The organism is Sphingobium sp. CR2-8 (genome assembly GCF_035818615.1).
Taxonomy (GTDB): Bacteria; Pseudomonadota; Alphaproteobacteria; order Sphingomonadales; family Sphingomonadaceae; genus Sphingobium.
The window spans coordinates 13,731-36,927 of record NZ_JAYKZY010000003.1; the positions used below are offsets into that span (position 1 = coordinate 13,731).

A 23,197-nucleotide genomic window follows, 5' to 3' on the forward strand; every position below is an offset into this window, starting at 1 on the left:
CCGGCTCTCCCGTTGCCGCCGTGGTTGGTCGCTGGGGGGAGCCAGCTCTCTGGTGGTTGGCGTGGTCCTGCTTGGGCGCGTCATCCGCGACATGCCATACCTGCTCCCCAACCGCCTGCCCGGCCTGCTCCTCTATGAGTTGGGGCCGGGTCTGCTTCTGGCCGTTGCGATATGGTTTGCAGTCAGCATTACGCGGGGGTATTTTCGCGCACGGACGAGGCTGATCCTGTTCGTGGTGATGGCCGCCCTTTCCGGCTCGATCGCCATCGGCAATGCTTTTTCTCCCTCGCTGGATGGGCGTTGGCTATGACCGGGGGCGCCAGCCTGTCGCTACAATGCAGCTCAGATAATCTAACGGGGTGAGTGAGGTGGCAGCGACCGAAGTAGTACGTGTTCGGATTGATTCCGACCTCAAGAGGGAAGCCAGCGCAGTTCTTGCGGTGATGGGCCTGTCTGTTTCCGATGCTATCCGGCTGATGCTGGTGCGCGTGGTTTCCGACAAGAATTTGCCCTTCGACATTCGTGTGCCCAATGTCACCACCCAGGCCGCGATGCGCAATGCGTCCGAAGAGCAGTTAGAGCAATTCGCTACCGTTGCAGACCTGATGAGCGCGCTGAATAAGGACGATGCCGAGAGTTAGGATATTTGCGCTAAACAGGCGCGATCTACTGCGATCAGTTGGGACGGCAGACTCGGAAAATCGTGATTCGCGCTTTCCCAAGCTGGTCAGAAGCCTGGGGTAGCCTGGATGACAGGAAATGAAGCGCAACGGCACTTGCGCCTCGAAAAATCGCGGTTTTCCCTTAAATTTTGTATGTGGATTCAGCAAAGGCGGAAACGCTAACCGCAGAAAAACCAAAGGCCGCCCTTGCGGACGGCCTTGGCCTTTTAGTTCCCTCTCGGGAAACGGACACTCCCCAGGGGGAGGCCGCGAGTGCTCCCCATATAGGCGTCCATTCATGAAGATTCAAATAAAAGTTGTCCCCCTGGGGGGCGCCCTATTCCGCCGGGGTGGGAGGTGCTGACGGCTTGGGGAGCCATGCCAGCACAAGGCGTAGCATATCATCGAACTCCCCCACGGGCATACGAAGGACGCCCCCCTTGTCGGGAACCAGGCGACTGACGGCAACCGTAGTGATCTTGTCGCAGATCGCATAGGCGGCGCGCCCGTCGATCGTGGTTTGCAACGGAAACGCCCACTTGTTGCCCGGCTGCGCGGCCGTCGAGCAGGGAACGACCGTCACCGCGCCATGGAGCGTGTTCTTGAAGGACAGGATGATGACCGGACGCCGCTTCCAGAACTCCGGAAGCTGCGCATCCTTTGGAAAGTCACACCAGTAAAGCTGACGGATGCTCGGCGCAGACGTCACCCGTGGCGGCACGCTGGGCGGCGGCTCCTGAACATGCGCGTTCATTTTAATCGTCCTTCACCAGCTTCAGCTTCGGGGCACCCTTGCGGGCCTGACGGATTTTGCGGATTTCCGTCTTTTCCTTGATCTCCAGCAGCTTTTCATCGGCGAACGGACGCGCCGCCGCGATCAGTCCATCGAGATGGTAGATGTTCGTCCGGCTTCCTGCCTCGGTGCGCCGCTCTTCACGGCGGATGTAGTTCGCCGCTTCGAGCGATGCGATGTGCTTCTGGATCGTGCGGGGATGCACGTTCATTGCCGCTGCCATCGTATTTTTGGACGGATAGGGCTTGCCTTCCGCAGTCCACCATTTGCTTGCGAGATACAGGACAATGTTGAGATCGAGCGGCTCAAGACCAAGCTGGCGCTGGTTTTCGATGATGACGCTAGGCAAAGCAGTCCATCCCGCATCCATCAGCGGCTTGGTCCACTTTTTTTCATTCGTCCGTAACTCGGCACTGCTATCTGTTTGCTTCTTGGCCGCCATGAGACTATTCCTTTCTTGCAAGCAGATATGGCTTGAAATGGGCTGTTGTTCAAGTTTGCCCCGGAGCCTCTAGCGCCCTCCCCCAGGGCCTTGATGGCCTCCCCTCCCAGGGCGCCAAAGCCTTGGTCCGGGAGCCGCCCAGGGCCTACAAAGCATACAGTCCCCCATGCACATCCCGTATTCATCGCATATTCCGGCTCGTATGATACCGAGTAACCGGGAGGGGGAGGCGCATATGCCCCCCCGGGGGTCGCCATTTTCGTCAATTTCGGTTGCGGGTTCGGGCGCGGCCCTGCCGGACACGGCTCTATCGGCGCTAGCGCCGACCGAGCCACCTTGCCGGCGTCTCAGCCCATTCGGGTGACGATCCTCGCGCAAGGGGTGTGCCACGTGGCGCACCCCTGTTGCCGCGCCGTGGCGCGGTGTTGCCTTCACAGGGCGCTTCCGGCCCTCCCCCGGAGGCCCGCACGCTTAGGGGAACACTAAGGGCTACTGCCCTTTCGTCCCCGAACGACAATCTTGCCCCCGTGTAATCCGCCAAGCGCGGCGCCCGATGCGCTGAAGGCATCGGCCACGCTAGGGCGGCTCGCCCGCGCCAGGAGCCAAGATTCTCGCCCTCCCTCCCCATCCCGTTCCTCGCCGGAAAGGCAGAGCCGCATGCCGCAGAGCAAGCGGCTTTCAGCCTCAAGAGGAAAGGACGAAATCATGGGACGCATCACCGACAATCGGACCGACGTCTATCAGGAGATCACCGACCAGATGATTGCCATGATCGAGGCTGGCACCCGGCCTTGGTCCAAATCATGGAACGGCAGCACCGCCCCCAACATCCCGCTGCGCTCGACCGGGGTTCCGTATCGCGGCATCAACGTCCTGACCTTGTGGGTGGCCTCAATGACCAAGGGCTATGCCTCCCCCCATTGGTTGACCTTCAAACAGGCGCTCGCGCTGGGCGGTTGTGTCCGCAAGGGCGAAAAGGGATCAACCGTGGTCTATGCCAACAAGATCGTGGTGGGCGACGGCAAAGGCCGCGAAGTGAGCAGCGAACAGGGCGAGGACGGCAGGCGGCAGGTCGCGTTCCTGAAACGCTACACGGTTTTCAATTCGGAGCAGATCGACGGCATCGAAACGCAGTATCCCATGCCCGAACCGATCATCACCGCCACCAATCCCCATGACCGGGACGCGGAGCTTGATACGTTCTTTGGCCGGGTGCCCGTCACCATTCGCCATCATGGTTCGCAGCCCTATTATCAGCCGACCGGCGATCATGTCGTCATGCCAGCATTCGCCGACTTCCATACCAGCGACGATTATTATTCGACCCTTGCGCACGAACTTTGTCACGCCAGCGGCCATGTGGATCGGCTTGCCCGGCCCACCCTCATTTCCACGAAGCGCGAAGACTATGCGCGTGAAGAACTGGTGGCCGAGCTGGGGGCCGCGTTCGTCAGCGGCGCGATCGGCATCAAACTCCACGACCGCGAGGATCATGCAGCCTATCTGGCAAACTGGCTGTCTGCCCTTCGCAACGATAAGCGGTGCATCTTCACCGCTGCGCGCCAAGCACAGGATGCGGCCGACTGGCTGCTCCGCCACATGGGAGCGGAAAGCAGTGCACCTCTTGAGGAGGTGGCCTGACGGCTGAAACAGTCCCGGCCCGTCAGGGCCGGGGCGCGCCCGAAAATCTTGCGCCGCCCACCCGCAAGCGACCGGGCGGCGCAAACAGGATGACGAGCCTCAAGGGAAGGAGGTGTGGCATATGGCACACCTTCCAAGGTTATGACGGATTCAGGGGTGAAGGTGCTCGTCGGCCTCGCATTGCTGCTGCGGTCCTTCGGTCTGGATCGTGCTGTGTTCGATCTCATATTTGGTGCGCAAGACCGCTTGAACCGCACTGCGCGTCCCATCGACATCTGCACCATCCTCCAGAACCACATGCACAGTGCAGCTCACGTCATCGTTGCTCATCGACCAGACGTGAAGATCATGGAGGTCGGCCACTCCTGGAACTTTGGCGATCGCCATGCGCAGTTCGCCGAGTTTCAGCCCACCAGGAACGCCTTCGAGCAGGACATTGGTGGTGTCCTTAAGCAGCACCCATGTTCGGGGCAGAACCCATAAGCCGATCGCGACCGCAACGATCGGATCTATCCACGTCCAACCCGTAAACCGGATCACGACGGCGCCCAGAATGACGCCGACCGAGCCGATCATGTCAGCCCATACCTCCAGATAGGCGCCCTTCACATTGAAGCTGGCGTCCTTGCCGGCAGTCAGCAGACGCATCGAAAGAAGGTTCACCGCTAGGCCGATCGCGGCGACGATCATCATGCCCCAGGATTGAACCTCCTGGGGCGAATTGAACCGCTTGATCGCCTCGACCAGCACATAGATGGCAATCGCGAACAGCAGCACCGCATTGAATGCCGCCGCCAGGATCTCGAAACGCCGATAGCCGAACGTCCGCTTGTCGTCGGCCGACTTGCTTCCGACCTTGATCGCCATGAGCGCGATCACCAGCGCCGCGACATCGGTCATCATGTGCGCAGCGTCCGATAGCAGCGCCAGGCTGTTGAACACAAACCCACCGATCACTTCCGCAACGAGGTAGGTCGCTGTCAGCGCCAGCGCCCAACCCAGCATCTTCGCGTTGGCGCCTGCGGTATGGTCATGACTATGGCCTTCGGCCCCGTGTGCATGGCCCGCACTCATTGGTCGGCTCCCTGTGAAGCAAACGCTGTGCCCCCGAGCGGCAACAGCGCTGGTATCTGAAGTCCCTGCATATCTTCTCTCCTAGCGCGCGTTGCCAACAGTCGGTTCCGTTTCGGCGTTCTGGTTCGTGGTGACGAGACGCTGTCCGAACCGCGCATAGAGCGTCGGCAGTACAAACAGGGTCAGGAGGGTCGCCGAGATCAGCCCGCCAATGACGACCGTTGCCAGCGGCTTTTGCACCTCTGCCCCTGCGCCCGTCGCGAACGCCATCGGGACGAAGCCAAGGCTTGCAACCAATGCCGTCATCACCACAGGACGAAGCCGTTGGATCGCCCCCGTCCTCGCCGCTTCTGCCCGGTCCATGCCGGAGCGGATTAGATCCTGCACCGAGCTGACCATGACGAGACCATTGAGGACCGCGATCCCCGAGAGTGCGATGAAGCCCACCGCCGCCGAGATGGAGAAATCCATGCCCCGGACGAACAGCAGCAGGACGCCGCCGACCAGTGCGAAGGGAACGCCGGTGAACACAATCGCCGCGTCGCGGGCCGAGCCGAGCGCCCCGTAAAGCAGCAGCATGATGAGCACGAAGCACGCTGGGATGACAAGCTGAAGCCGCTGGCTGGCGGACTCCAGATTTTCAAACTGGCCGCCCCATTCCAGATAGCTGCCGGCAGGCAGGCGCACGCCATTGGCTACAGCCGCCTGCGCATCGGCAACCACGCTGCCGACATCGCGTCCCCGCACATTGGCTTGGACGACGACCCGGCGTTTGCCATTCTCCCGGCTGATCTGGTTCGGCCCGTCCACAACGCCGATGCTCGCGACGCTGGATAGTGGCACATAGCCGCCTCCGGCGACCGGCACCTGTACCTGTTCGAGTTGGCGCAGGTCAGCGCGCTGCGCGTCCGACAAGCGTATCACCACCGGGAAGCGACGATCACCCTCGAAGATCATCCCAGCCTCGCGGCCGCCGATCGTCGCGGTGATCGTGTCCTGCACGTCCTGGGCAGTCACGCCGACCCGCGCCATCGCATCGCGATTGACTCTGATGTCCAGCATGGGAAGCCCGGTCGTCTGCTCGACCTTCACGTCGGCCGCGCCTTGTGTCTTGCGCAGAGCGGTGGCGATCTGTTCGGCGGTGCGGTTCATGCTCGTGAAGTCGTCACCGAACACTTTGACCGCGATGTCGCCGCGCACACCGGCAATCAGTTCATTGAACCGCATCTGGATTGGCTGCGTGATCTCATAGGCATTGCCGGGAATCTTGCCGAGCTGGCCTTCCAGACGCTCGACCAGTTCCGCCTTGGGAAGCTTCGGATCAGGCCATTGATCACGCGGCTTGAGAATGACGAACATATCCGTCGCGTTGGGTGGCATCGGGTCCGACGCCAGTTCGGCCGTACCTGTCTTGGAAAAGACGAAGCGCACTTCGGGCTGCTTCGCCACGAGCTTTTCGAGCGGCACCTGCATGGCCTGGCTCTGTTGCACGGAGGTCGCCGGGATGCGCAGGGCCTGGATGAGCAGATCGCCTTCGTCGAGCTGGGGAAGGAAGACCTGGCCCAGTGTGGTGAAGGCCAGGGCCGCCACAACGAGGCTGACCACGCTGGCGCCGATCGTGAGAGATGGGCGCTTCATGGCCTTCTCAAGACCCGGTTCGTACCGGGCTTTCAGCCATGAGATGATGCGGCCATCCTTCTCTTCGACACGCCTGGAAAGCCAGATGGCAATGGCGGCAGGAACGAACGTCAGCGACAAGGCAAAGGCGAACAGCAGCGCGATGATCACGGTCAGCGCCATCGGGACGAAGGTTTTGCCCTCTACGCCGGTCAGGGTGAGCAGTGGGACATAAACGAGGATGATGATCGCCTGCCCATAGACCGAGGGCCGGATCATCTCGCGCGCAGCAGTCGCAACCGCCTCCAAACGCTCCTTTACACTCAGCAGTCGGCCTTCATGATGCTGTTGCTCGGCAAGACGGCGCAATGCGTTCTCGACGATGATGACGGCGCCATCGACGATCAGGCCGAAGTCGAGTGCCCCAAGGCTCATCAGATTTGCCGAGACGCCCAGGCGCAGCATGCCAAAGCCCGTCAGCATCATCGTCACCGGGATCACGGCAGCGGCGATCAGCGCGGCGCGAAAGTTGCCGAGCAGCAAAAACAGCACCACGATGACGAGCAAGGCCCCTTCGCCAAGATTTTTCGCCACCGTCTTGATCGTCGAGTTGACCAGCGCGGTACGGTCCAGCACCGGCTGCACCACCACATCTGGCGGCAGCGAGGCATTGATCTCCTTCAGTCGGTCGGCAACCGCAGTCGCGACATTGCGGCTATTTTCGCCGATCCGCATCACTGCGGTGCCGACGACCACTTCCGTCCCGTTCTCGGAAGCCGACCCCATGCGGATCGCCTGACCATTGCGCACAGTCGCCACCTGATCGAGCGTGATCGGCACGCCTTCGCGCGTGGCGATTACGGTACGCGACAGTTCGGTGGCATTCCGCACCAGTGCGTCGGAGCGCACGGCCAGGCCCTCGCCGTTGCGATCGACAAAGCCGCCACCTACGCTGGTGTTGTTCTTCTCAAGCGCAGTGCCAAGTTCGGTCAACGTGATCTTGAGCGATGCCAGCTTCTGGACATCGGGGATGACCAGATACTGCTTTGCATAGCCGCCGATGGAATCGACGCCGGCAAGCCCGGGGGTGTTTTTCAGGAGTGGGGTAACGATCCAGTCCTGAGCGGTACGAAGATAGGTCGCTTTGTCTTGCTCGCTGGTCAGCCGCTCGCCTTCCGGCGTGATGTAGCTGCCATCGGGCTGCTGTCCGGGTTCGCCGGGCCGGTGCTTGTCATCCTGGCGATGATCGAGGCGAACGGTCCACATATAGACTTCGCCCAGGCCTGTCGCGATCGGTCCCATTTCCGGGTTCACGCCCGCAGGCAGGTTTTCGCCGACGCCTTGCAAGCGTTCGCCGACCTGTTGGCGGGCGAAATAGATGTCGGTGGACTCGTCGAAGACCGCCGTTATCTGCGCGAAACCGTTGCGGCTGAGCGAGCGCGTATTTTCAAGACCGGGAATCCCGGCGAGCGCGGTTTCGATCGGGAACGATACCTGCTTCTCGACCAGCTCGGGCGAGAGCGCAGGCGCGCGAACGTTGATCTGGACCTGGTTGTTGGTGATGTCGGGCACCGCGTCGATCGGAAGCCGATAGAGCGAAAAGGCACCGATGATGGTGGCAACGGCGGTGAGCAGCAGGACGAGCCAGCGTTTCTCGACAGCCCAAGTGACTATGGGTGCGATCATGACATCAATCCTCGTGCGCCGCTTCGCCCTTGCCGAGTTCGGCTTTGAGCGTGAAGCTGCCAGTGGTGGCGATCTGTTCGCGACCCGTAAGACCAGAGCGGACGATGACGGTATCGCCGGCAGCGTCACCCAGCGTCACAGGGGTCGCCTGGAACCCCTTGGGGGTGCGGACGAACACGACCGACTTTCCTTCGACAGTCTGGACGGCCGTGGTTGGTACGCGGATTGCATTGCTGCCACCGCTGCCACTAAGCTGCACGGCGGCCGTGACCGGCTCGCCGACGCGCCATTGGCTGGCCCCATTGTCGAGTGTCGCGATCACCGGAACCTGCCGCGTCTGCGGATCGAGCGCAGGCGACACAAAGCTGATGCGGGCGGTGCCTTGTCGACCCGGCGCCTTCACTGTGACGACATTGCCAGGCTTCACCCTGCCCGCGTCTTCGGGCTTGAGGTTGAGCGCAAGCGACACCCGGCTAAGATTGGCGATGCGGTAGAGTTCGGCATCGGCTGTAACGGTCTGTCCCAGCACCACCGGACGCGCGATGATCTGCCCAGCGATCGGGGCGGTAATGCCAAGACGGTTTAGTCCACCCCCGCCCCCGCCGCCGCCAGCGGCCGAAACCTGGCTTTGCGCCTGCGCGTAAGCGATACGCGCTTCGGTTGCCGCCGTGCGCGCGGCAATCAGATCCTGTTCGGGCGAGACCCGCTGCGCGAACAGCCGCTGTTCACGCGCGAGGTTGGAATTGGCCAGCGCGAGACGGGCACGCGACGCCTCGACTTCGCCCTTGAGCTGGGCTGCCTCGCGGCTTTCGATCACCGCAACGGTCTCTCCCCTGCCGACCGACTGCCCCAGGTTGCGGGTCAATGCGACGACACGGCCGCCGATCGCGGCCGAGACGACCTGTGTTCCTTGCGGGTCGCCCTCGATTGTCGCAGGCAATTCGATCGTGCCAGCTCCGCCCGTCATCGCGCGACCGATCTGAACGCCAGCAGCGGTGATCTGTTCGGCTGAAAGCGTAATCGCGCCTTCATCGGCGTGTGCGTCTTTCTTTCCAGCACCTTGCGCTTCGGCGCCAGCTTCGTTGGCCGTGGCGGCATCGCCGCGCTCCGCGCTGCCGCCACAGGCGGAAAGGGACAGGGCAACGGCGAGCGGCAGTGCGCCGCCCATAAGAATGGTCTTCATCGGTTGGTGTCCCCCTGAATCATTGTCGTCGGCGCGGCGGCTGTCAGCCGCTCCAATCGCGCACGGGCGTTTTGATAGTTGGCGAGCGCGTCGATCGCGGCGACGCGCGTTTCGGCAAGGGTGCGTTCGGCATCGAGGAGATCGAGCTGGCCGAACTTGCCTTCGCGGTAGCCGATCCTTGCGATTCTGGCGGCTTCCTGTGCCGCCGCCAGCGCTGGCCCCGCGGCCGCGCGTGCGGTGGTCGCTGCATTTGCGGCCTCTGCCTGCGCATCGGTGATCGCCTGCTCGACATCGAGCGCGGTGACGCGCCGCATTGCTTCGGCCTGCGTGCGCTCCGCGCTCGCCTGCGCGATGGCGGCGCGGCCATTGTTGAACAGCGGTATCGGAATGGAAATGGCGAATACCGCAGCGGTATCGTTGGTGGCTTCTAGCCGTCGCAAGGCAGGCCCGACATTGAGATCTGGCACCCGATTGGCACGCGCAAGCCGTATGCCGGCATCGGCAATGGCAAGATCGGCGTCCGCTGCCGCTAGCGCCAATGTCCCTTCGGTCTGCGGTGGTGGCAACGGGCCAAAGGTCGATGCTGGCAGTCGATCGAGCAGCCCGGCGTCGAGTGTGCCATCGATCGGTCGGCCGATCCGGCGCGCCAGATTGGCCCGCGCGGCGTCCGCAAGCCGCGCCAGCCTTTCGACATTGGCATCGGCATTGATCCTGGTGACATCGGCGCGCTGTTGTTCGAGCGGCGAGGCACGGCCCGCCTGGACCCGTACCCCGGCGCCGCGAAGCACTTCGGCGGCGATCCGTGCCTGATCGCGCGCCGTCACGAGCCTGCGTTCAGCCGCGATGGCCTCGACGTAAAGCTGCGTGACTTGCAGGCGAATGTCGCTTGCGGCGACAGCCGCCTGCAGTTCGGCACGTGATAGCTGTGCGCTGGCAACTGCAACGCGGGCGCCGCGCTTGCCACCAAGCTCGATCGGGATTGCGACACCGAAGGTCGTCTCGGCGCTTTGCAGCCCCTTGTAGGGACCAGAGCCGGCCACGTTCTCGACCTGCCCCTGGACGACGGGATTAGGCCGTAAGCCCGCCACTGTGCGACCAGCCCTGGCCGCCTCGATTGCAGCGGTTGCGGCATCGGCAGCCGGTGCCGTTCCACCTGCGGCTAAAACAGCCTGATCGAGGGTATAAACGGGAAGCGGCTGTGCCGCTCCCGCCATCGGCGCTTGCTGCGCCTGCGCCATTGATGCGCAGGACGCCGCGGCCATGAAGGCCACGAACATCTTTTTCATTTTCTGGTGATCCTGACAAAATACGTCTGGTCAGCGAGGCTGACCGGCGGCCTTGTCAGAGGGCGGGAGGCCTCAATGCAGGGCCAGCCCGATAGGACGCAAGTGCGCTTTGCGGCACAGGAAACGGGTGCAGGCCACTTGCTGGGCCCACCGAATAAAGATCGCTCACGTCCGCAATGTTCAGCGTTGGACCATGACAGGTGCTGTGATGATGCGGCACGGCCTTGTCGCTGTCGCCCTGCGATTGATCGGCATCGCCATCTTCATGCACGACGCCGGCGCAATCCACCATGAGCTGCCCGGAAACTTCGCGCGCATGAACCGTCGCCGTCAGCACCAGCGACGACGCGATCATGACCAGCAGCAGTGAGCAGAGCTTGCGCAGCATGCCGGGTGATCTAGTCGAGATGCCGCCGAGTGTCATCGTATTAGTTCGCAGACAACGGCTTGGCGGCGCGCCATGCGCGGGTCGCCTCGCGCAGCACACGCCAGGCCGAGCGTAGAAAAATGAGGGCGATCACGCCGCCGACCAGAATATCCGGCCAAGCCGATCCGGTCGCGCCTACCAGCACTGCCGCGATCAGCACGCCGATATTGGCGAAGACATCGTTGCGCGAGCATTCGAATGTACTCGACATATTCACGTTCTGCGATCGAAACTGCCAAAGCAGCGAAAGGCATAGGAGGTTGGCGATGAGCGCAATGCTGCCGAAGGCGAGCATCAGGGTCGATGAAGGCGGCACGCCGTTCACCAGCTTGTCCGCAATCTCAACCACGACCGCGATGCCGAAGACGAGGATGATGCCGCCCTTGGCTAGCGCTGCGCCTGCTTCCCATCGTGGCCCTCGGCTCAAGGCATAAAGGCTCAGCGCATATACGAAGGCGTCGCCGAGCATATCGACAGAGTCCGCCATCAGCGCCGACGAGCGCGCGAAAACGCCCCCGCTGAACTCGGCGACGAACATGACGAAGTTGATAGCCATGACCGTTATGAGAACACGGCGTTGGTCGGCTTTGCGGCCCAGTTCAGCGATCGTGTCGCTCTTTTTGGAACAGCAGTCGTCCGCCATTTGATACCTCGATTCGCGTGTCGAGTACCCTATATGAACCCTCATCCTACTAGAGGGTCAAGGACCGCAGATGAAGATCGGTGTCATTGCCAGGCAAACCGGGCTGAAGATCGAAACCATTCGCTTCTACGAGGCGGAAGGGCTGATTGCTGCCCCTGCCCGCAGCGATGGCAATTATCGCGTATATGACCGATCCCAGCTTGATCGACTGTCTTTCATCAAACGATCACGCGATCTGGGGCTCACTCTGGATCAGGTGCGCGATTTGCTCCGATTGGCTGATGATCCTCGCGGGTCGTGCGAGGGTGTGGACGACATCGTCGCTCTCCATATCGAGGAGATCGACCGGAAACTTGCTGACCTTACAGCCTTGCGCCGTGAGGTTGTGCGATGGGGTGGTGGCTGCGAAGCGACCACGATTGCAGAATGCAAGGTGATCGATGCCCTGTCGTCAGGTGCGCCGGGACGAGCATGATCCGATGCCCTGGTCGGTGGTTTTTTGAAGACCACAGTTTCGGGCGCGACCCTGCCGGGCACGGCTCTATCGGCGCGAGCGCCGACTAAGCCACCGTGCCGGCGTCTCAGCCCATTCGGGTGACGATCCTCGCGCGGGGGGTGTGCCACATGGCACACCCCTTATTGCCGCGCTACGGCGCGGTGTTGCCTTCGTAGGACGCTCACGGCCCTCCCCCGGAGGCCCGCACGCTTGAGGGGAACACCAAGGGCTGCTGCCCTTTCGTTCCCGAAGCAAAATCGACAGCCCCGTGTGGTCCGCCAAGCGCGGCACCCGACGCCCCGATGGGCGTCGGCCGCGCTAGGGCGGCCTGCCCGCGCCAGGCCATCGATTTTCCTCCTCCCTCCCCATCCCGCTCCTCGCCGGAGAGGCAGAGCCGCATGCCGCAGAGCAAGCGGCTTTCAGCCCCGAAGGAAGGAGAACAAGGACAATGGCTTACACACGATACAAGGGCGATCCCTACTGGAAGCGGGCCAAGGTGGACGGGACCAGCGCGGACGGCAGCCCCTACCGCAAGGGCGAGCGCGTGTTCTTCTATCCGCGCACCGGGGCGACCTACGCAGGCGATGCCGCTGCGCGCGCTTCCGCCGAATTTGACGAACTCGCAGCCCTCGAAGGCTGACCTCCCCCCATCATCAACATCACAGATCAGGAGCAATCATCATGGCTATCATCACCGCCAAGCTGTCGCAGCTTCGTCTCTCCCCGCTCAACCAGCGCCGCGTCAAGCCATCGGCAATGGAGTCCATGGCCGACGACATTCAGGCGCACGGCCTGTTGCAGAACCTTGTCGCCTATGAGGAAGACGGGCTGTTGTGGGTGTTCGCGGGCGGGCGGCGCTATCGCGGCCTCAAGGAACTGGTGAAGCGCAAGAAGGTCAGGAACAGCGATCTTTTCCCCGTCGAGGTGCGCAGCAAGGAAGAGGCTATCGAACTGTCGCTGGCAGAGAACTTCCAGCGCGAGGACATGCACCCTGCGGACAGCATCCGCGCCTTCGCAGCCCTGCGCGATACCGGCATGGACGCCGAGGAAATCGCGGCCCGGTTCGGTCAGGCTGTCAGCTTCGTCTATAAGATGCTGCGCCTTTCCGCGTTGGCCCCGGTGCTCATCGACCTGATCGCCAAGGACCAGTTGACCCTTGAAGCGGCCCGCGCGCTCACCCTCACCGACGATCACGACTTCCAAGTGAAGGTGTGCAAGGCCGCAAACGGTCAGGCCCAGCTCTGCATAGGGGGTGCCCTTCTCGCGCAAGAGATCGCGCGGTGCCATGCCGGCGCGGTCGATCAGTTCGACCAGCAAAGCGCGTGTTGGCGGCGTCTTGAGGTATTCGATCACGTGCGGTTCGGTGCCAGCGTTGCGGATCATGGCGAGCGCATTGCGCGACGTGCCGCATTCGGGGTTGTGATAGATGATGATGTCGGTGGTCACTTGATGGCTCCCGCTTTGGCGCTGGCCCCTTCGGCCTGCCCGATTTCCTTGAGTTGGCTGCGCATCGCGATCTCGTCGAGGCTGGCGATCGGCAGGGCGAGAAACAGCGAAATCCGGTTCTGAAGGAAGCGCAGCGCCTGTAGGAATGCCTCGCGCTGGCCTTCGCCCTCTACGGCGGCCGGGTCTTCGATGCCCCAATGCGCGGTAAGCGGATGCCCGATCCAGACCGGGCAAGTTTCACCGGTGGCGTTGTCGCACACGGTAAAGATGAAATCGAATTTCGGGGCGTCGGGTGCGGAAAATTCGTCCCAACTTTTCGACCGCATCCCCGCAGTGTCGAAGCCGAGGCCGGTCAGCACCGACAGCGCCATGGGATGCACATCGCCCCTGGGCTGGCTCCCGGCGCTGTAGGCCTGGAAACGCCCTTCTCCGAGCTTGTTCATGAGGGCTTCGCCCAGGATCGAGCGGGCGCTGTTCCCGGTGCACAGGAACAGCACATTGTAGACCTTATCAGTCACGGTAAATCCTTCAGCAGCAGGTGAGTTCGGCAACCAGCGGTTCGCAAAGCTCGGGACGGCCCTGGCAGCAGTCCTTCGCCAGAAACAGCATGAGATCCTTCAGGGCCTTGATGTTCGCGCGCTGGATTTGTTGGCGCCCGCGTTTCTCAGGCAGGACCAGACCGGCTTTCACAAGCACAGCGAGATGTGTCGAGAACGTGCTTTGTGTCAGCCCCGACGCTTCCACGAGCTGGCCCGTCGATAGCCCGTCAGGTTCATGTCGAACGAGCAGACGAAAGGCATCGAGACGAGTGGGGTGCCCCAGGGCTGCCAATATCGCGAGAGAAGAGTCGGTTTCCATACAACGCAAATAACCGATGGGTTTTAAGTGGTCAATACGTATCGCAAATTGCCGATGGATTCCTGCGCCCGCAATGGCGAGATACGTTTGTAGTTTTATCGGAATGGCCGCGCTCGCCGCACATCCAGTTTTGCCGCATGGTTGAACCATGAAGAATACTGAAACACCGCAATGGGAGGGCCGGAAGCGCCATTTCACCGACCCATATCGCGGTCGGTTGCCGGAACTGGAGCGCTGCATGATCCGCCACCGCGCTTTGGAAATGATCTTGGTCATCTATCACGCCGAGGAATTGAAGCGCAGCGTCGTTGAAACCGTTGATACGCAAAAGCGCTGGAAGCTCTCGCGCAATGATGACGAGGCGACCGAACCTGCGCCGGAAGTACCCGAGCGCAAGAAAGTGCAGCGGGCCTTCGACTACCTGGTCAAGGAAGGCGTGCTGACGGCCGATGAACGCCGCGAAATGGTCAAACTGATCGGCCGGCGAAACAGCATCGCTCACCATCTGGATCAGGTGACGGCCGATCTCAATCCGGATTCCTGGGTTCGCGATCATCTCGCCTTCATGCCGGATCGGCAGCAATACGACTATGAGGCGCTGGACCGCCTCAAGGCCATGCGGCTGCTGCTGGAGCAGCGGAAGATCGCCAAACATTATGTCGGCGTGATAAGCATGCGTGGCTTGTTGTTTGAGGCAACCGAGCGCGCGCTGCGCGACGATCTGAAGCGCCTCGACCGCCGTATCCGCAAACTCGTTCGCAAGCGGATCGATGCGATTGCAGCGGTTAATTCCGAACTATCGCTTGAGGACAGCGAACTGGTCGGCATGTTCGACCCGCGTTGGCCAGACAACCGCCACCATAGCGGCTGCCTGACCCCGCGCGGCGTCGAAATCTGTTACCGGCTGTTCGATATGGGCAAGTCGGCGATGGCCGTGGCCCATATCATGGAGTTTTCGCTGGTCGCTGCGCGCGCCCGCGAGAAGAAATGGCGTGCGCTGGGCGGCAACAATCGGGTGGTCAAGAATTTGCAGGACATCCCGTTGGTGAGGAAGCGCCTGCGCTACGAGGATATGCGCTAGGCGACACGCCCATATCGGCGTGTCGCGGGGAACGCCAAGGGCGCTGCCCTTTCGTTCCCGAACGACAATCGGCCGCCCGTGTAATCCGCCAAGCGCGGCACCCGAAGCCCTGCGGGATTTCGGCCGCGCTATGACGGCCCGCCCGCGCCAGCGGCAGATTCTCGCCCTCCCTCCCCATCCCGTTCCTCGCCGGAACGGCAGGGTTGCCCGGCCCGTGGCCTTGCAGCCCATGCCAGATGAAAGGAACGAGTGATGCAAACCCCCGAGCAAACCGATGCCATCCGCCGCTTGAACGATGCGGCGCGCGCTAATCCCGGCATTACGTCCATCGCCAATGTCACGATCGGGTTTCAAACTCTCTCCGATCCCGACCGTTCCGCCGCATTGGCGTTGATCGCGCGGTTCTCGAAATTCGACGACAACAATGACCCTTATGGTGAGCATGATTTCGGGGCGATTTTTCGCCTCGCATCGGGTGCGTGGACGCAGGATCGGCCCGATGATGACGAGGCGATTGCGATGACCGTATTTTGGAAGATCGACTATTATGCGCCAAATCTGGACTTTGGCAGTGATGCACCGTGGGACGAGCAGCGCACCAAGCGCGTGCTGACGATCATGTTATCGAATGAATACTGAAACTTATCCGTCCAGATCGGCAGCCGGGGGACTGACATTTCTTCCCGGCTGCGCAACCGCTCAACCAAGTGATTTGTTGAGGAATCACGATAGGCAGAGTAGGGTTAACGGGGAAGGATGATTGGGGATGGCGCAGATGGATCTTGAGGCATTTCGCGAGCGCGTTCGAGGCATGGACTTCGAGCGCGGCACGCCCGAGCAGGTCGCATTCTGGCGAGAAGACGTTGCCGATGCGCGCGCCAATCTGGTCATCGAAGACATGACGCCCAGCGATGACGATGATGCCTTGTTCGCCATAATGCTCGACGAGGGCGTCCCGCCCTCGCTGATGGCCTCGATCATTCTCGGCCTCTACGAGCCGGGAATGCACTCTGTTGCAGGCTGACATTGGCCGACGATCCCTACACCTATCCCGGCACCGACATCCTGCGGAACCGGCTTGGACTTACCGACGATGCCACGCTCAATGAAGCCGAGCGGCGGCTGACGATGGCGCGCGGCGCACAGGCCGCCCGCCAGACGTTCCTCAGTTCGGCCGATGGCTATCGAACGCTGCACAAGCACCTGTTCCAAGACCTCTATGATTGGGCAGGCGAGGATCGCAGCGTCAACATCGCGAAGGGTGGATCGAGCTTTGCCGCCCCCCTCTATATCGCTCGCGAACTCGAAAAGCTGTTCGCCGACATGGCGGCGAAAAATGGCTTTCGCGGCATCGCGCGCGACGAGTTTTTCGACCGGCTTGGCAACCACATCAACGAACTCAACGCCATTCACCCTTTCCGCGAAGGCAATGGGCGCACCATGCGCCACCATGCCGCCCATGTCGCGCGTGAGGCAGGCCATCCCATCCGTATCGCCTCGATCGACAAAACACTCTGGATGGATGCGTCGCGGCATGGCTTTCTGACGGGAGATCATCGCGCGATGGCGTCTGTGCTCGCTGCCGCTGCGGTTCAGCGCGACGCCGCGCCGGAAGCGCGCATCGGCGCGCATGGGATCGCCTTGCTCCCCCAGCGCGCGCCCCCGACAGCCCAGCGTTACCGCATCACCATGAACAAGGTGCGCGAGGAATTGGAGCGGTATCTTCCGCCCGCTCGCCAGCAGGCTGGTGAGCGTCTGAGAACGCTAATCGACCAGGATGCGCCGTCAGAGAAGATTGCCGCCGCGCGCACCGAACTGGCCTATGTCCGGCATGCCAAGGGGCCGGTCTATCAATCCCATCTCCTGACCTATCTGGGGGTGCGACAGGTCGATGCGGTCATTTCGGCCGAGCAAACACCGTTGGAGCGCGTGCGGGAGATCGGGGCGGCCTTGGGCGTACAGATCAACGGCCAGCAGCCGGTGCAGCTTCAGCGTGCGGTTCGCGCCCTGGAGCGACCGATCCTGCCCCCGGCCACGCGCCCGGGCAGGAACGGCTTGCCGCCGCGTTCCTGAAGAATTCACCCGAAAGCAATATGGCCGACAGCCGGTTGGCAGCGGCACAAGGCATCGTCGATGCTGCCATGCAGACTGCCCGCGAGCGCGGAGAAAGCGCACGTATGGTCGTTTCCATCGGGGAATCCACCCGCCAGCTCGTTGCCGACCGGATCAGAACGGGCAGCGCAATGGATACACTGCTTGGCGAGGCACACTCGCCAGCCCTAACCACCAAGGATCGCAGCCGCTGACTCGTGCGATTACGTCGAGAGCGCATTTCGCGCGGCATTGCAGTCCGATCAATCTGCGCTGTTCGCATCTGTATCGGTTTGGTCGTCAGGCAGCCTGAGAGGCGTGAGATTAAGGTGCAAAGGTGGCGGATTGTCCTGTGAATCTTTGTACCAAGGATACAAAGCATAGCGGAAAACGGGGGCAACCAGCCAAGTCCCGTTGAAATCGAGCGTTGGTTCTTGCCATATCGGCACGTCTCGTAAGAAGCCTCTCCCCCAGCGCTCGCCCAATAGCTTTTGGCGCTCTCCAACAGGTTGTCGTTCCCCGGTTTTGCGATCCGATTGTAAAGAATATCCCAGCCTAGAGCCTCTAATATTCCGGCGTAGCGTTCGCTGAGATAAATAACTTGGGCAGGCTTGGTGTTGAGCTGATGACAGGCTCTAACAAAAGCTTCAAACTGTAAGGCGCGTCCGCCCGTCTCCATGCTAGACCAATCTTCAGGCTTGATATTCAATCGGTCTGACAGAGATTCAAGGCTGCAACCGCTAGCAATTCTAAATTCTCGAAGTACGATCATACATATACTGGCGAACGTCGTCATCGGTTTGGCGCCAAAGTACATCGGGGTATCTTTCTGTGAGGTAGGGTAGTCGGTGCGAGCCATGCGTGGTGAAGCGCCGTCAGACGCGCTCTTGAGCCAGTGCCTCCACAGCAGCATTGACGGGGGCGGTCAGCTCTGTTGCGAACTCCTCTATCTTTTCCCGGCATATTGCCAAAACAGCGTCGGTTACATGATTTCCACGGACGATGTTTTCCTCGCTGATGAGCCGCGCGCGCGCAGGAGCATGTACGATGTCGATCGCAGTCAGCGCGTTCCACAGATTATAGCTGCGGATGCGGTAGCTTTGTCGTGCGTAAGACACAGATTCCAGTCCTGTACGCACCATTTCGTAATGGGCTTAAGTCATGAGGATACGCTTGGATAGGTCCCATTCGGCGTTCACGGCTTGGGATGCGCCTGGCAAAACACTCTTCAGCAGTGCCAGGGCTTCTCTAATTAGGCGCTGCTCCTCTTGCTGTTCACGCTTGCGTTTTTGGTCCTCTAGCCACAGCGTTGCCCACACCGTCAATGCGACGCCGATGACAGCAGCGCCGGCCTGAAGCCATTCGCCGGCAGTGATAGTGGCAAGCCGACCCCATATCGCAGTTATGGGCAGCAGCATCGGCACGAAGACACCGCCGACAGCGCCTGCGGCGAGACATGCAGCGATTTGGGGCGAGTTGAGATTTTTCTTCACACCTCTTCTTCTGTTCGTCCGTTTTGAGATGCAAGACATGTCAGCGATTTGATTTCTCGCCTGCTATCGAGCGACCGGGATTTCCTTGATTTTCGTCGTCCAAGCCGGACTTTTCTGCGAGCGTTTAGTATCGAAGGAACGGGCACCACTTCCCTGAGCCGCCAGGACTATGGTGTTGCGGCCGAAACGCGCGTTGATCCCATCCATCGCGGCCAACAGTCCGGGAGCCTTGGGGTCGGGCACGGCGAAAAGGTCTGTCTGTCCCTTTCCTTCCGGCGTCAGATCCTCAAGCAACACGCCGCACTTGTTATAGACCCCTCCAGGCTGAAACATCGCATCCATCATCTTCCCCGCGATCCCGACGATCACGCGCGGATCGTTAGTCGGCGGTGAGAGGCGAGTTGTTCGCGAGGCCGACGGCGGGTTAGGCCGATAGCGTGAACCATGCGCAAAGGCGATCAAGCGCCCCGCAGCCAGACCCTGCGCTCGTATCTTTTCGGCGGCGCGGGCGGCGCGGCGCGCCATCGCCTCACGCAGTTCTGCCGGATCGGTGATGGGTTCGCCGAATTGGCGTGTGACGGCCGTTGCCTTCAGTGGCTCTGGCGCGATCTTGAAATCGTCGCACTCGACGCCGCCCAGCTCGCGGACGAGACGTTCCAGCACCACCGTACCGACATCGCGAGCAACAGCCGGTGGCAACGCGGCCAGGTCAGCGGTCGTTCTAACACCCAGCGTGCGCAAACGCGCTTCCAGTGCCCCTCCGACGCCCCATACTTCCCCGACTGGCCAGTTCTCGAACAGGCGTCTGCGTAGTTCGACATCATGAAGGTCTACAACCCCGCCCCATATTTTTTCGCTAGCCTTCGCGAGTGCGTTGGCGACCTTCGAGAGCGTGCGCGTCGGGCCGAGGCCGATCCGGGTTGGGAGGCCTACGGAACGGGCGATGTCGTCACGAACCAGGTGTGCCATCTTCACGTTCCCCAAGCCGTTCGGCAGTGCAGGCAAGCGGAAAAAGCTTTCGTCGATTGAATAGATTTCCATCACGTCAGCATGGTCGGCGATCACTGCGTTGAAGCGCCGATTCAGATCTGCATATAGTTCGTAATTGCTCGACCGGATCTGGATGCCGTGGCGCTTGATCCGGTCGCGCATTTTGAAGACTGGATCGCCCATGCGGACGTGAAGCGCCTTGGCCTCCTCGCTACGCGCGATGGCACATCCGTCATTGTTCGACAGGACGATGACTGGCACGCCGCGTAGCGTCGGATCGAACAGCCGCTCCGCGCTCACGTAGAAGTTGGATATATCGACGATGGCCCAAGACATGCGCCTATCGCCGGTAGTCGCGGACGCCGGTTCGCACGACACCCCATATTTCAACACCATCTGCTGGCGTCGGCTCATAGCATTGCAGGCTATTGCGGGCTTCAAGGAGCATGGTGCCGCGGCGGGAAGTAAGCTGGCGGCAGACAAATCCACCATCGACGATCGCGATCACGATATGCCCCTCAACGGGGCGAGTGTCCCGATCGACGACCACGACATCATTATCGTTGATGCCGGCGTCGATCATGCTGCTGCCGCTGATACGGAACACGAAACTCGCGGCCCGATCGAGCCGAAGCAGCTCGATCAGGCTTATCGCGTCATCCTCCCAGTCTTGGGCGGGGCTTGGAAAGCCGGCTCCTGCCGCTCCAACAATGCGAAGGACGGTTCCCTTCGGCACAGCGGCAAGCGGGACCGGCTGCATCGTCGGCAGCATGTATGATTCCCTTCGCGTCTATTATAGCGCGAAATGGAACAAAAGGTGAAAATGTTTGATTTCGGGCGGACCCATTATCCTGATGAGAAGTCTGCTCGGAGCCAGTAATCCAAGGGCTGGAGGGTGGGAAGTTTGCCCTCCCCTGACTTAATTGGCTCCCTATCCCCTGCGGCGACGAGCTGGTGCTCGTGGGGAACTAGCCACGGGTGGATGGTGTCCCAAGCCAATTCCGCTAGCCGTATCGAGCGAGTGGCTATGAACGCTTCATCCCACGGGCCTGTAAAACCGCTGATTGATTGGCACATAGGCAGATATGAGGATTTTCTACCAACTCGGCCGCTCTTTTCCCGGGATTAAAACCAATTGCCTGACCGTCGGAGATCGCCCGTCTAGCTTTGGCAGCCGTATTGGCACCAAACATACGATAGAGAATGCGTTTCTGATCCCATCCGCGATTGGCCAAGATGTCGTTTTCGACCGAGGGAATCAGGACAAAATTTCCAAGGCGCTGAACGGTACGGCGCTCTGCGTAAACATCAACAGGCCATCCCGGGCTGTTAGCCGAGTCTGGAGCCACATGCTCAACGGTCAGAGTATCGTCGTCATCCCATTGATCCCGCGTCAGTAAATTATTGGTCCCGCGGCGTGCCTTCGCGATCAACCCTGGAGCATCATCATCCGGCGCCGCGTCATGCGAGGCAGCGAACAGAAGAAATCGCGTTACCGATTGGCCAGTCTTGTAAATGGCTGTAACACTGGTGTCTCGAACCCAAGTATCACGGTCCAGTCCTTCGGCATCCAGCTTAGCTTGCAACGCCATTCGAAGATTTAGGATCGAAACGGCCCCCCCTGTTTGTCGACCTAATGCGGCGCCCCCACCAATCCCGCGAGACATCAGTTCACGATAGACGCTATCGATGTTTGCCGTGCCTCCTTTGGCGGCACGCCAGAGCATGGAGAAGGCGGCAACTGCCTTAATCGCGGCGAAAAAGTCGCTGGCAGCTGCGTCCTTTTGAGCTGCGCCAGCAGTCTCAAAGGCCGCGTGGAAGCGAGACAGAGGCGCGAGGACAATATCGTGTCGGATTGTGCGTAACGCTTCAAAGCAAAACTCGGCTACCGGGTCTCGGCGAGCTGGGTCTGACAGTAGTTGCGGATTTCGACGCGGTCGGGGCCTCCACGCGGCACCGATGAAATCAGCCGTGGCAGCGAGATGCTTGACGAAGGCTAGCTTTGCTGGGCGAGTACGCGCTGCAGCATATTGATCTCTGAGGTATCGGCGCTGATGGCTCAAATGCTTTTCTAAACGATGGCCATTTTCAGCTAAAGCAAAGGGTATAAGCAGCGAACTTGTTGCTGCCAAACGCTGTTCGGCGTTTTTGAATTGATCAAGAAAAATATGAACTTTATCAATAGAAGATCTCGATGCAGAAGTAAGATACCTCGCTGATGTCTCAAACTCAACGACCTTTGGTTTAAAGGTTTCAAATGCTGTCAATGGTTGGCCTGTAGTGTTCAATGACTCGAACATATCAAATGCGTAATCTTCATTACTAGCATCGATAACTGTGGCCGCCATACGAAAATTCACATATCTTGCCAAAGCAAGTAGACGAATAGTGCTTGCGGCCTCACTATAGTACTCTTTTTCTTCGTCATACAGTAAAAAAGCGCTCACAAGAGGCGCGGGGAGATGGGGCCACAATTCTGCAAAGACCGTTTGTGGGCCGTCTACTATTTGCGTGATAGTAGGCACGGACAGTGTCGGGTGATCAGCGGAGGCGAGCTGCTCGACCTGCTCGGCCAGATTTGTCATCGCGTTGACCAGTGCTTCGTGTCCGTCAATTGCTGATCCGTCTGCGTCGGTACCGTCGTAGACAAAGCCCTCGTATTCCTCGTCTGCACGTTGGGCGTTTTGGTCGTGTTGTATGTAAGTCCAGATTAGCTGAGCGATAGGCGAGCTGTATTTTGCATTATGGGCATATCTGGACCATCGGTCTTCAATAGCGCGGACCATGCGGGGGTAGAGGCGGTTAAGCTCGTTGGATCGGCGCCCTTCGAACTGGAACGTTTTTGCAAGATCATCGAGAAAATCAGCTGCATCGTCCTTGATCGCGAGAACCGCAGGATCGTCAGAACCGTCCATTTCGGCGACGAGTTGGCTTAAACGCTCATGAAAGATGATGTTAAGAATGATGACCGTACAGAGGCGCTGCTGCCCGTCGATGATTGTGACTACACGTCGTGGTAGTTCGCGGTCCAAGGGTGGAGGTGCCGCGACCAGCGTGTTGCCTTCAACAATGATAATTGAACCGAGGAACCTGATTGAGCTGGCGTCCTCGACGAGGCGCTCAAGCCCAAGTGTTGCATCCTCAAGCAGTCGGCCGACATGTCCGCTGTCCCAGGCATATCCACGTTGATAAGATGGGACAAAACATCCTTGTCCCTCAATGGTCAGAAAATCGTACACACTCTGAGATTCTGCGTTGAAAATTTGAGTGATGTTCATCGGCAACGCA

At 60.6% G+C, this 23,197-nt stretch carries 25 protein-coding genes and 2 pseudogenes; 11 read left to right on the forward strand and 16 right to left on the reverse strand.

Annotated features, from left to right (window positions below; genetic code table 11):
* The first annotated feature begins 52 nt into the window (after positions 1–52).
* Together U5A82_RS21355 and U5A82_RS21360 are read left to right on the forward strand one after the other, a co-directional pair.
* Positions 53–310 (forward strand): hypothetical protein, encoded by a 258-nt coding sequence (locus U5A82_RS21355; protein WP_326293035.1) that lies wholly within the window; start codon positions 53–55, stop codon positions 308–310.
* 58 nt (positions 311–368) lie between these two features.
* Positions 369–641: a type II toxin-antitoxin system RelB/DinJ family antitoxin gene (locus U5A82_RS21360; protein WP_326293036.1), complete on the forward strand. Its 273-nt coding sequence runs from the start codon at positions 369–371 to the stop codon at positions 639–641.
* A 358-nt stretch (positions 642–999) separates the two neighbouring features.
* Here the strand turns inward: U5A82_RS21360 and U5A82_RS21365 are convergent, their stop codons facing one another.
* Both U5A82_RS21365 and U5A82_RS21370 read right to left on the reverse strand, forming a co-directional pair.
* Complete coding sequence (locus U5A82_RS21365) at positions 1,000–1,416, reverse strand: type II toxin-antitoxin system PemK/MazF family toxin (protein ID WP_326293037.1); 417 nt, start codon at positions 1,414–1,416, stop codon at positions 1,000–1,002.
* A 1-nt stretch (position 1,417) separates the two neighbouring features.
* The gene (locus U5A82_RS21370) at positions 1,418–1,897 is read right to left on the reverse strand and encodes a helix-turn-helix domain-containing protein (protein WP_326293038.1); all 480 of its coding nucleotides are present in this window, start codon (positions 1,895–1,897) and stop codon (positions 1,418–1,420) included.
* Between the two features lie 705 nt (positions 1,898–2,602).
* Between U5A82_RS21370 and U5A82_RS21375 the strand changes: the two genes are divergently transcribed.
* Complete coding sequence (locus U5A82_RS21375; RefSeq protein ID WP_326293039.1) at positions 2,603–3,538, forward strand: ArdC family protein; 936 nt, start codon at positions 2,603–2,605, stop codon at positions 3,536–3,538.
* Between the two features lie 150 nt (positions 3,539–3,688).
* Here U5A82_RS21375 and U5A82_RS21380 read toward each other — a convergent pair whose 3' ends face one another.
* The 6 genes from U5A82_RS21380 to U5A82_RS21405 all read right to left on the reverse strand — a co-directional run bounded on the left by U5A82_RS21380 (position 3,689) and on the right by U5A82_RS21405 (position 11,454).
* Positions 3,689–4,612, reverse strand: coding sequence for a cation diffusion facilitator family transporter (locus U5A82_RS21380; RefSeq protein ID WP_326293040.1), 924 nt, complete (start codon positions 4,610–4,612; stop codon positions 3,689–3,691).
* Between the two features lie 81 nt (positions 4,613–4,693).
* Positions 4,694–7,915: an efflux RND transporter permease subunit gene (locus U5A82_RS21385; protein WP_326293079.1), complete on the reverse strand. Its 3,222-nt coding sequence runs from the start codon at positions 7,913–7,915 to the stop codon at positions 4,694–4,696.
* A 4-nt stretch (positions 7,916–7,919) separates the two neighbouring features.
* Positions 7,920–9,098 carry an efflux RND transporter periplasmic adaptor subunit gene (locus U5A82_RS21390; RefSeq protein ID WP_326293041.1) on the reverse strand — a complete coding sequence of 393 codons (1,179 nt, stop codon included), beginning with the start codon at positions 9,096–9,098 and terminating at the stop codon, positions 7,920–7,922.
* On the reverse strand, positions 9,095–10,384 hold the full coding sequence (locus U5A82_RS21395) for a TolC family protein (protein WP_326293042.1): 1,290 nt from the start codon (positions 10,382–10,384) through the stop codon (positions 9,095–9,097). Before U5A82_RS21395 ends, U5A82_RS21390 begins: the two co-directional genes overlap by 4 nt.
* A 55-nt stretch (positions 10,385–10,439) precedes the next feature.
* A complete protein-coding gene (locus tag U5A82_RS21400; protein ID WP_326293043.1) occupies positions 10,440–10,772 on the reverse strand; it encodes a hypothetical protein in 333 nt (110 codons plus the stop codon).
* Between the two features lie 40 nt (positions 10,773–10,812).
* Complete coding sequence (locus U5A82_RS21405; RefSeq protein ID WP_326293044.1) at positions 10,813–11,454, reverse strand: cation diffusion facilitator family transporter; 642 nt, start codon at positions 11,452–11,454, stop codon at positions 10,813–10,815.
* Positions 11,455–11,524: 70 nt separating this feature from the next.
* On the opposite strand from U5A82_RS21405, the gene U5A82_RS21410 reads away from it, so the two are divergent.
* The 3 genes and pseudogenes from U5A82_RS21410 to U5A82_RS21795 all read left to right on the forward strand — a co-directional run.
* The gene (locus U5A82_RS21410; RefSeq protein ID WP_326293045.1) at positions 11,525–11,929 is read left to right on the forward strand and encodes a MerR family transcriptional regulator; all 405 of its coding nucleotides are present in this window, start codon (positions 11,525–11,527) and stop codon (positions 11,927–11,929) included.
* Positions 11,930–12,398: 469 nt separating this feature from the next.
* On the forward strand, positions 12,399–12,590 hold the full coding sequence (locus U5A82_RS21415) for a hypothetical protein (RefSeq protein WP_008830625.1): 192 nt from the start codon (positions 12,399–12,401) through the stop codon (positions 12,588–12,590).
* A gap of 41 nt (positions 12,591–12,631) precedes the next feature.
* Positions 12,632–13,111: pseudogene (locus tag U5A82_RS21795) on the forward strand (ParB/RepB/Spo0J family partition protein); the annotation flags it as partial.
* 69 nt (positions 13,112–13,180) lie between these two features.
* Here U5A82_RS21795 and U5A82_RS21425 read toward each other — a convergent pair.
* The 3 genes and pseudogenes from U5A82_RS21425 to U5A82_RS21435 form a co-directional block, all read right to left on the reverse strand.
* A pseudogene (locus U5A82_RS21425) lies at positions 13,181–13,396 on the reverse strand (ArsC/Spx/MgsR family protein); the annotation flags it as partial.
* Positions 13,393–13,914 carry an arsenate reductase ArsC gene (locus U5A82_RS21430; protein WP_326293046.1) on the reverse strand — a complete coding sequence of 174 codons (522 nt, stop codon included), beginning with the start codon at positions 13,912–13,914 and terminating at the stop codon, positions 13,393–13,395. The pseudogene U5A82_RS21425 and the gene U5A82_RS21430, both read right to left, overlap by 4 nt.
* 10 nt (positions 13,915–13,924) lie before the next feature.
* Positions 13,925–14,254, reverse strand: coding sequence for an ArsR/SmtB family transcription factor (locus tag U5A82_RS21435; RefSeq protein ID WP_037521976.1), 330 nt, complete (start codon positions 14,252–14,254; stop codon positions 13,925–13,927).
* Positions 14,255–14,492: 238 nt separating this feature from the next.
* Between U5A82_RS21435 and U5A82_RS21440 the strand changes: the two genes are divergently transcribed.
* The 5 genes from U5A82_RS21440 (at position 14,493) to U5A82_RS21460 (ending at position 17,641) form a co-directional block, all read left to right on the forward strand.
* Positions 14,493–15,335, forward strand: coding sequence for a hypothetical protein (locus tag U5A82_RS21440; RefSeq protein WP_326293047.1), 843 nt, complete (start codon positions 14,493–14,495; stop codon positions 15,333–15,335).
* Between the two features lie 252 nt (positions 15,336–15,587).
* Positions 15,588–15,974 (forward strand): DUF3768 domain-containing protein, encoded by a 387-nt coding sequence (locus U5A82_RS21445; RefSeq protein ID WP_326293048.1) that lies wholly within the window; start codon positions 15,588–15,590, stop codon positions 15,972–15,974.
* A gap of 127 nt (positions 15,975–16,101) precedes the next feature.
* A complete protein-coding gene (locus tag U5A82_RS21450; RefSeq protein ID WP_326293049.1) occupies positions 16,102–16,359 on the forward strand; it encodes a hypothetical protein in 258 nt (85 codons plus the stop codon).
* Between the two features lie 2 nt (positions 16,360–16,361).
* Positions 16,362–17,408, forward strand: coding sequence for a Fic/DOC family protein (locus U5A82_RS21455; RefSeq protein ID WP_326293050.1), 1,047 nt, complete (start codon positions 16,362–16,364; stop codon positions 17,406–17,408).
* Positions 17,409–17,428: 20 nt separating this feature from the next.
* Positions 17,429–17,641 (forward strand): hypothetical protein, encoded by a 213-nt coding sequence (locus U5A82_RS21460; protein WP_326293051.1) that lies wholly within the window; start codon positions 17,429–17,431, stop codon positions 17,639–17,641.
* A gap of 660 nt (positions 17,642–18,301) precedes the next feature.
* Here U5A82_RS21460 and U5A82_RS21465 read toward each other — a convergent pair.
* The 5 genes from U5A82_RS21465 to U5A82_RS21485 form a co-directional block, all read right to left on the reverse strand.
* Positions 18,302–18,544, reverse strand: a complete 243-nt coding sequence (locus tag U5A82_RS21465; RefSeq protein WP_326293052.1) for a hypothetical protein — start codon at positions 18,542–18,544, stop codon at positions 18,302–18,304.
* Between the two features lie 36 nt (positions 18,545–18,580).
* Positions 18,581–18,919, reverse strand: a complete 339-nt coding sequence (locus U5A82_RS21470) for a hypothetical protein (RefSeq protein WP_326293053.1) — start codon at positions 18,917–18,919, stop codon at positions 18,581–18,583.
* A gap of 63 nt (positions 18,920–18,982) precedes the next feature.
* Positions 18,983–20,245: a Y-family DNA polymerase gene (locus U5A82_RS21475; protein WP_326293054.1), complete on the reverse strand. Its 1,263-nt coding sequence runs from the start codon at positions 20,243–20,245 to the stop codon at positions 18,983–18,985.
* 4 nt (positions 20,246–20,249) lie between these two features.
* Positions 20,250–20,681 (reverse strand): LexA family protein, encoded by a 432-nt coding sequence (locus tag U5A82_RS21480; protein ID WP_326293055.1) that lies wholly within the window; start codon positions 20,679–20,681, stop codon positions 20,250–20,252.
* Between the two features lie 253 nt (positions 20,682–20,934).
* Positions 20,935–23,187, reverse strand: a complete 2,253-nt coding sequence (locus tag U5A82_RS21485) for a DUF262 domain-containing protein (protein ID WP_326293080.1) — start codon at positions 23,185–23,187, stop codon at positions 20,935–20,937.
* Positions 23,188–23,197: the final 10 nt, after the last annotated feature.

Excerpts from the sequence above, each read along its gene's own strand:
- U5A82_RS21400 (WP_326293043.1), bottom strand. The coding sequence starts at position 10,772 with ATGCTGCGCAAGCTCTGCTCACTGCTGCTGGTCATGATCGCGTCGTCG.
- U5A82_RS21380 (WP_326293040.1), bottom strand. The coding sequence starts at position 4,612 with ATGAGTGCGGGCCATGCACACGGGGCCGAAGGCCATAGTCATGACCAT.
- U5A82_RS21365 (WP_326293037.1), bottom strand. The coding sequence starts at position 1,416 with ATGAACGCGCATGTTCAGGAGCCGCCGCCCAGCGTGCCGCCACGGGTG.
- U5A82_RS21370 (WP_326293038.1), bottom strand. The coding sequence starts at position 1,897 with ATGGCGGCCAAGAAGCAAACAGATAGCAGTGCCGAGTTACGGACGAAT.
- U5A82_RS21390 (WP_326293041.1), bottom strand. The coding sequence starts at position 9,098 with ATGAAGACCATTCTTATGGGCGGCGCACTGCCGCTCGCCGTTGCCCTG.
- U5A82_RS21415 (WP_008830625.1), top strand. The coding sequence starts at position 12,399 with ATGGCTTACACACGATACAAGGGCGATCCCTACTGGAAGCGGGCCAAG.
- U5A82_RS21475 (WP_326293054.1), bottom strand. The coding sequence starts at position 20,245 with ATGTCTTGGGCCATCGTCGATATATCCAACTTCTACGTGAGCGCGGAG.
- U5A82_RS21460 (WP_326293051.1), top strand. The coding sequence starts at position 17,429 with ATGGCCGACAGCCGGTTGGCAGCGGCACAAGGCATCGTCGATGCTGCC.
- U5A82_RS21375 (WP_326293039.1), top strand. The coding sequence starts at position 2,603 with ATGGGACGCATCACCGACAATCGGACCGACGTCTATCAGGAGATCACC.
- U5A82_RS21385 (WP_326293079.1), bottom strand. The coding sequence starts at position 7,915 with ATGATCGCACCCATAGTCACTTGGGCTGTCGAGAAACGCTGGCTCGTC.
- U5A82_RS21485 (WP_326293080.1), bottom strand. The coding sequence starts at position 23,187 with ATGAACATCACTCAAATTTTCAACGCAGAATCTCAGAGTGTGTACGAT.
- U5A82_RS21480 (WP_326293055.1), bottom strand. The coding sequence starts at position 20,681 with ATGCTGCCGACGATGCAGCCGGTCCCGCTTGCCGCTGTGCCGAAGGGA.
- U5A82_RS21440 (WP_326293047.1), top strand. The coding sequence starts at position 14,493 with ATGATCCGCCACCGCGCTTTGGAAATGATCTTGGTCATCTATCACGCC.
- U5A82_RS21445 (WP_326293048.1), top strand. The coding sequence starts at position 15,588 with ATGCAAACCCCCGAGCAAACCGATGCCATCCGCCGCTTGAACGATGCG.
- U5A82_RS21435 (WP_037521976.1), bottom strand. The coding sequence starts at position 14,254 with ATGGAAACCGACTCTTCTCTCGCGATATTGGCAGCCCTGGGGCACCCC.
- U5A82_RS21395 (WP_326293042.1), bottom strand. The coding sequence starts at position 10,384 with ATGAAAAAGATGTTCGTGGCCTTCATGGCCGCGGCGTCCTGCGCATCA.
- U5A82_RS21405 (WP_326293044.1), bottom strand. The coding sequence starts at position 11,454 with ATGGCGGACGACTGCTGTTCCAAAAAGAGCGACACGATCGCTGAACTG.
- U5A82_RS21450 (WP_326293049.1), top strand. The coding sequence starts at position 16,102 with ATGGCGCAGATGGATCTTGAGGCATTTCGCGAGCGCGTTCGAGGCATG.
- U5A82_RS21410 (WP_326293045.1), top strand. The coding sequence starts at position 11,525 with ATGAAGATCGGTGTCATTGCCAGGCAAACCGGGCTGAAGATCGAAACC.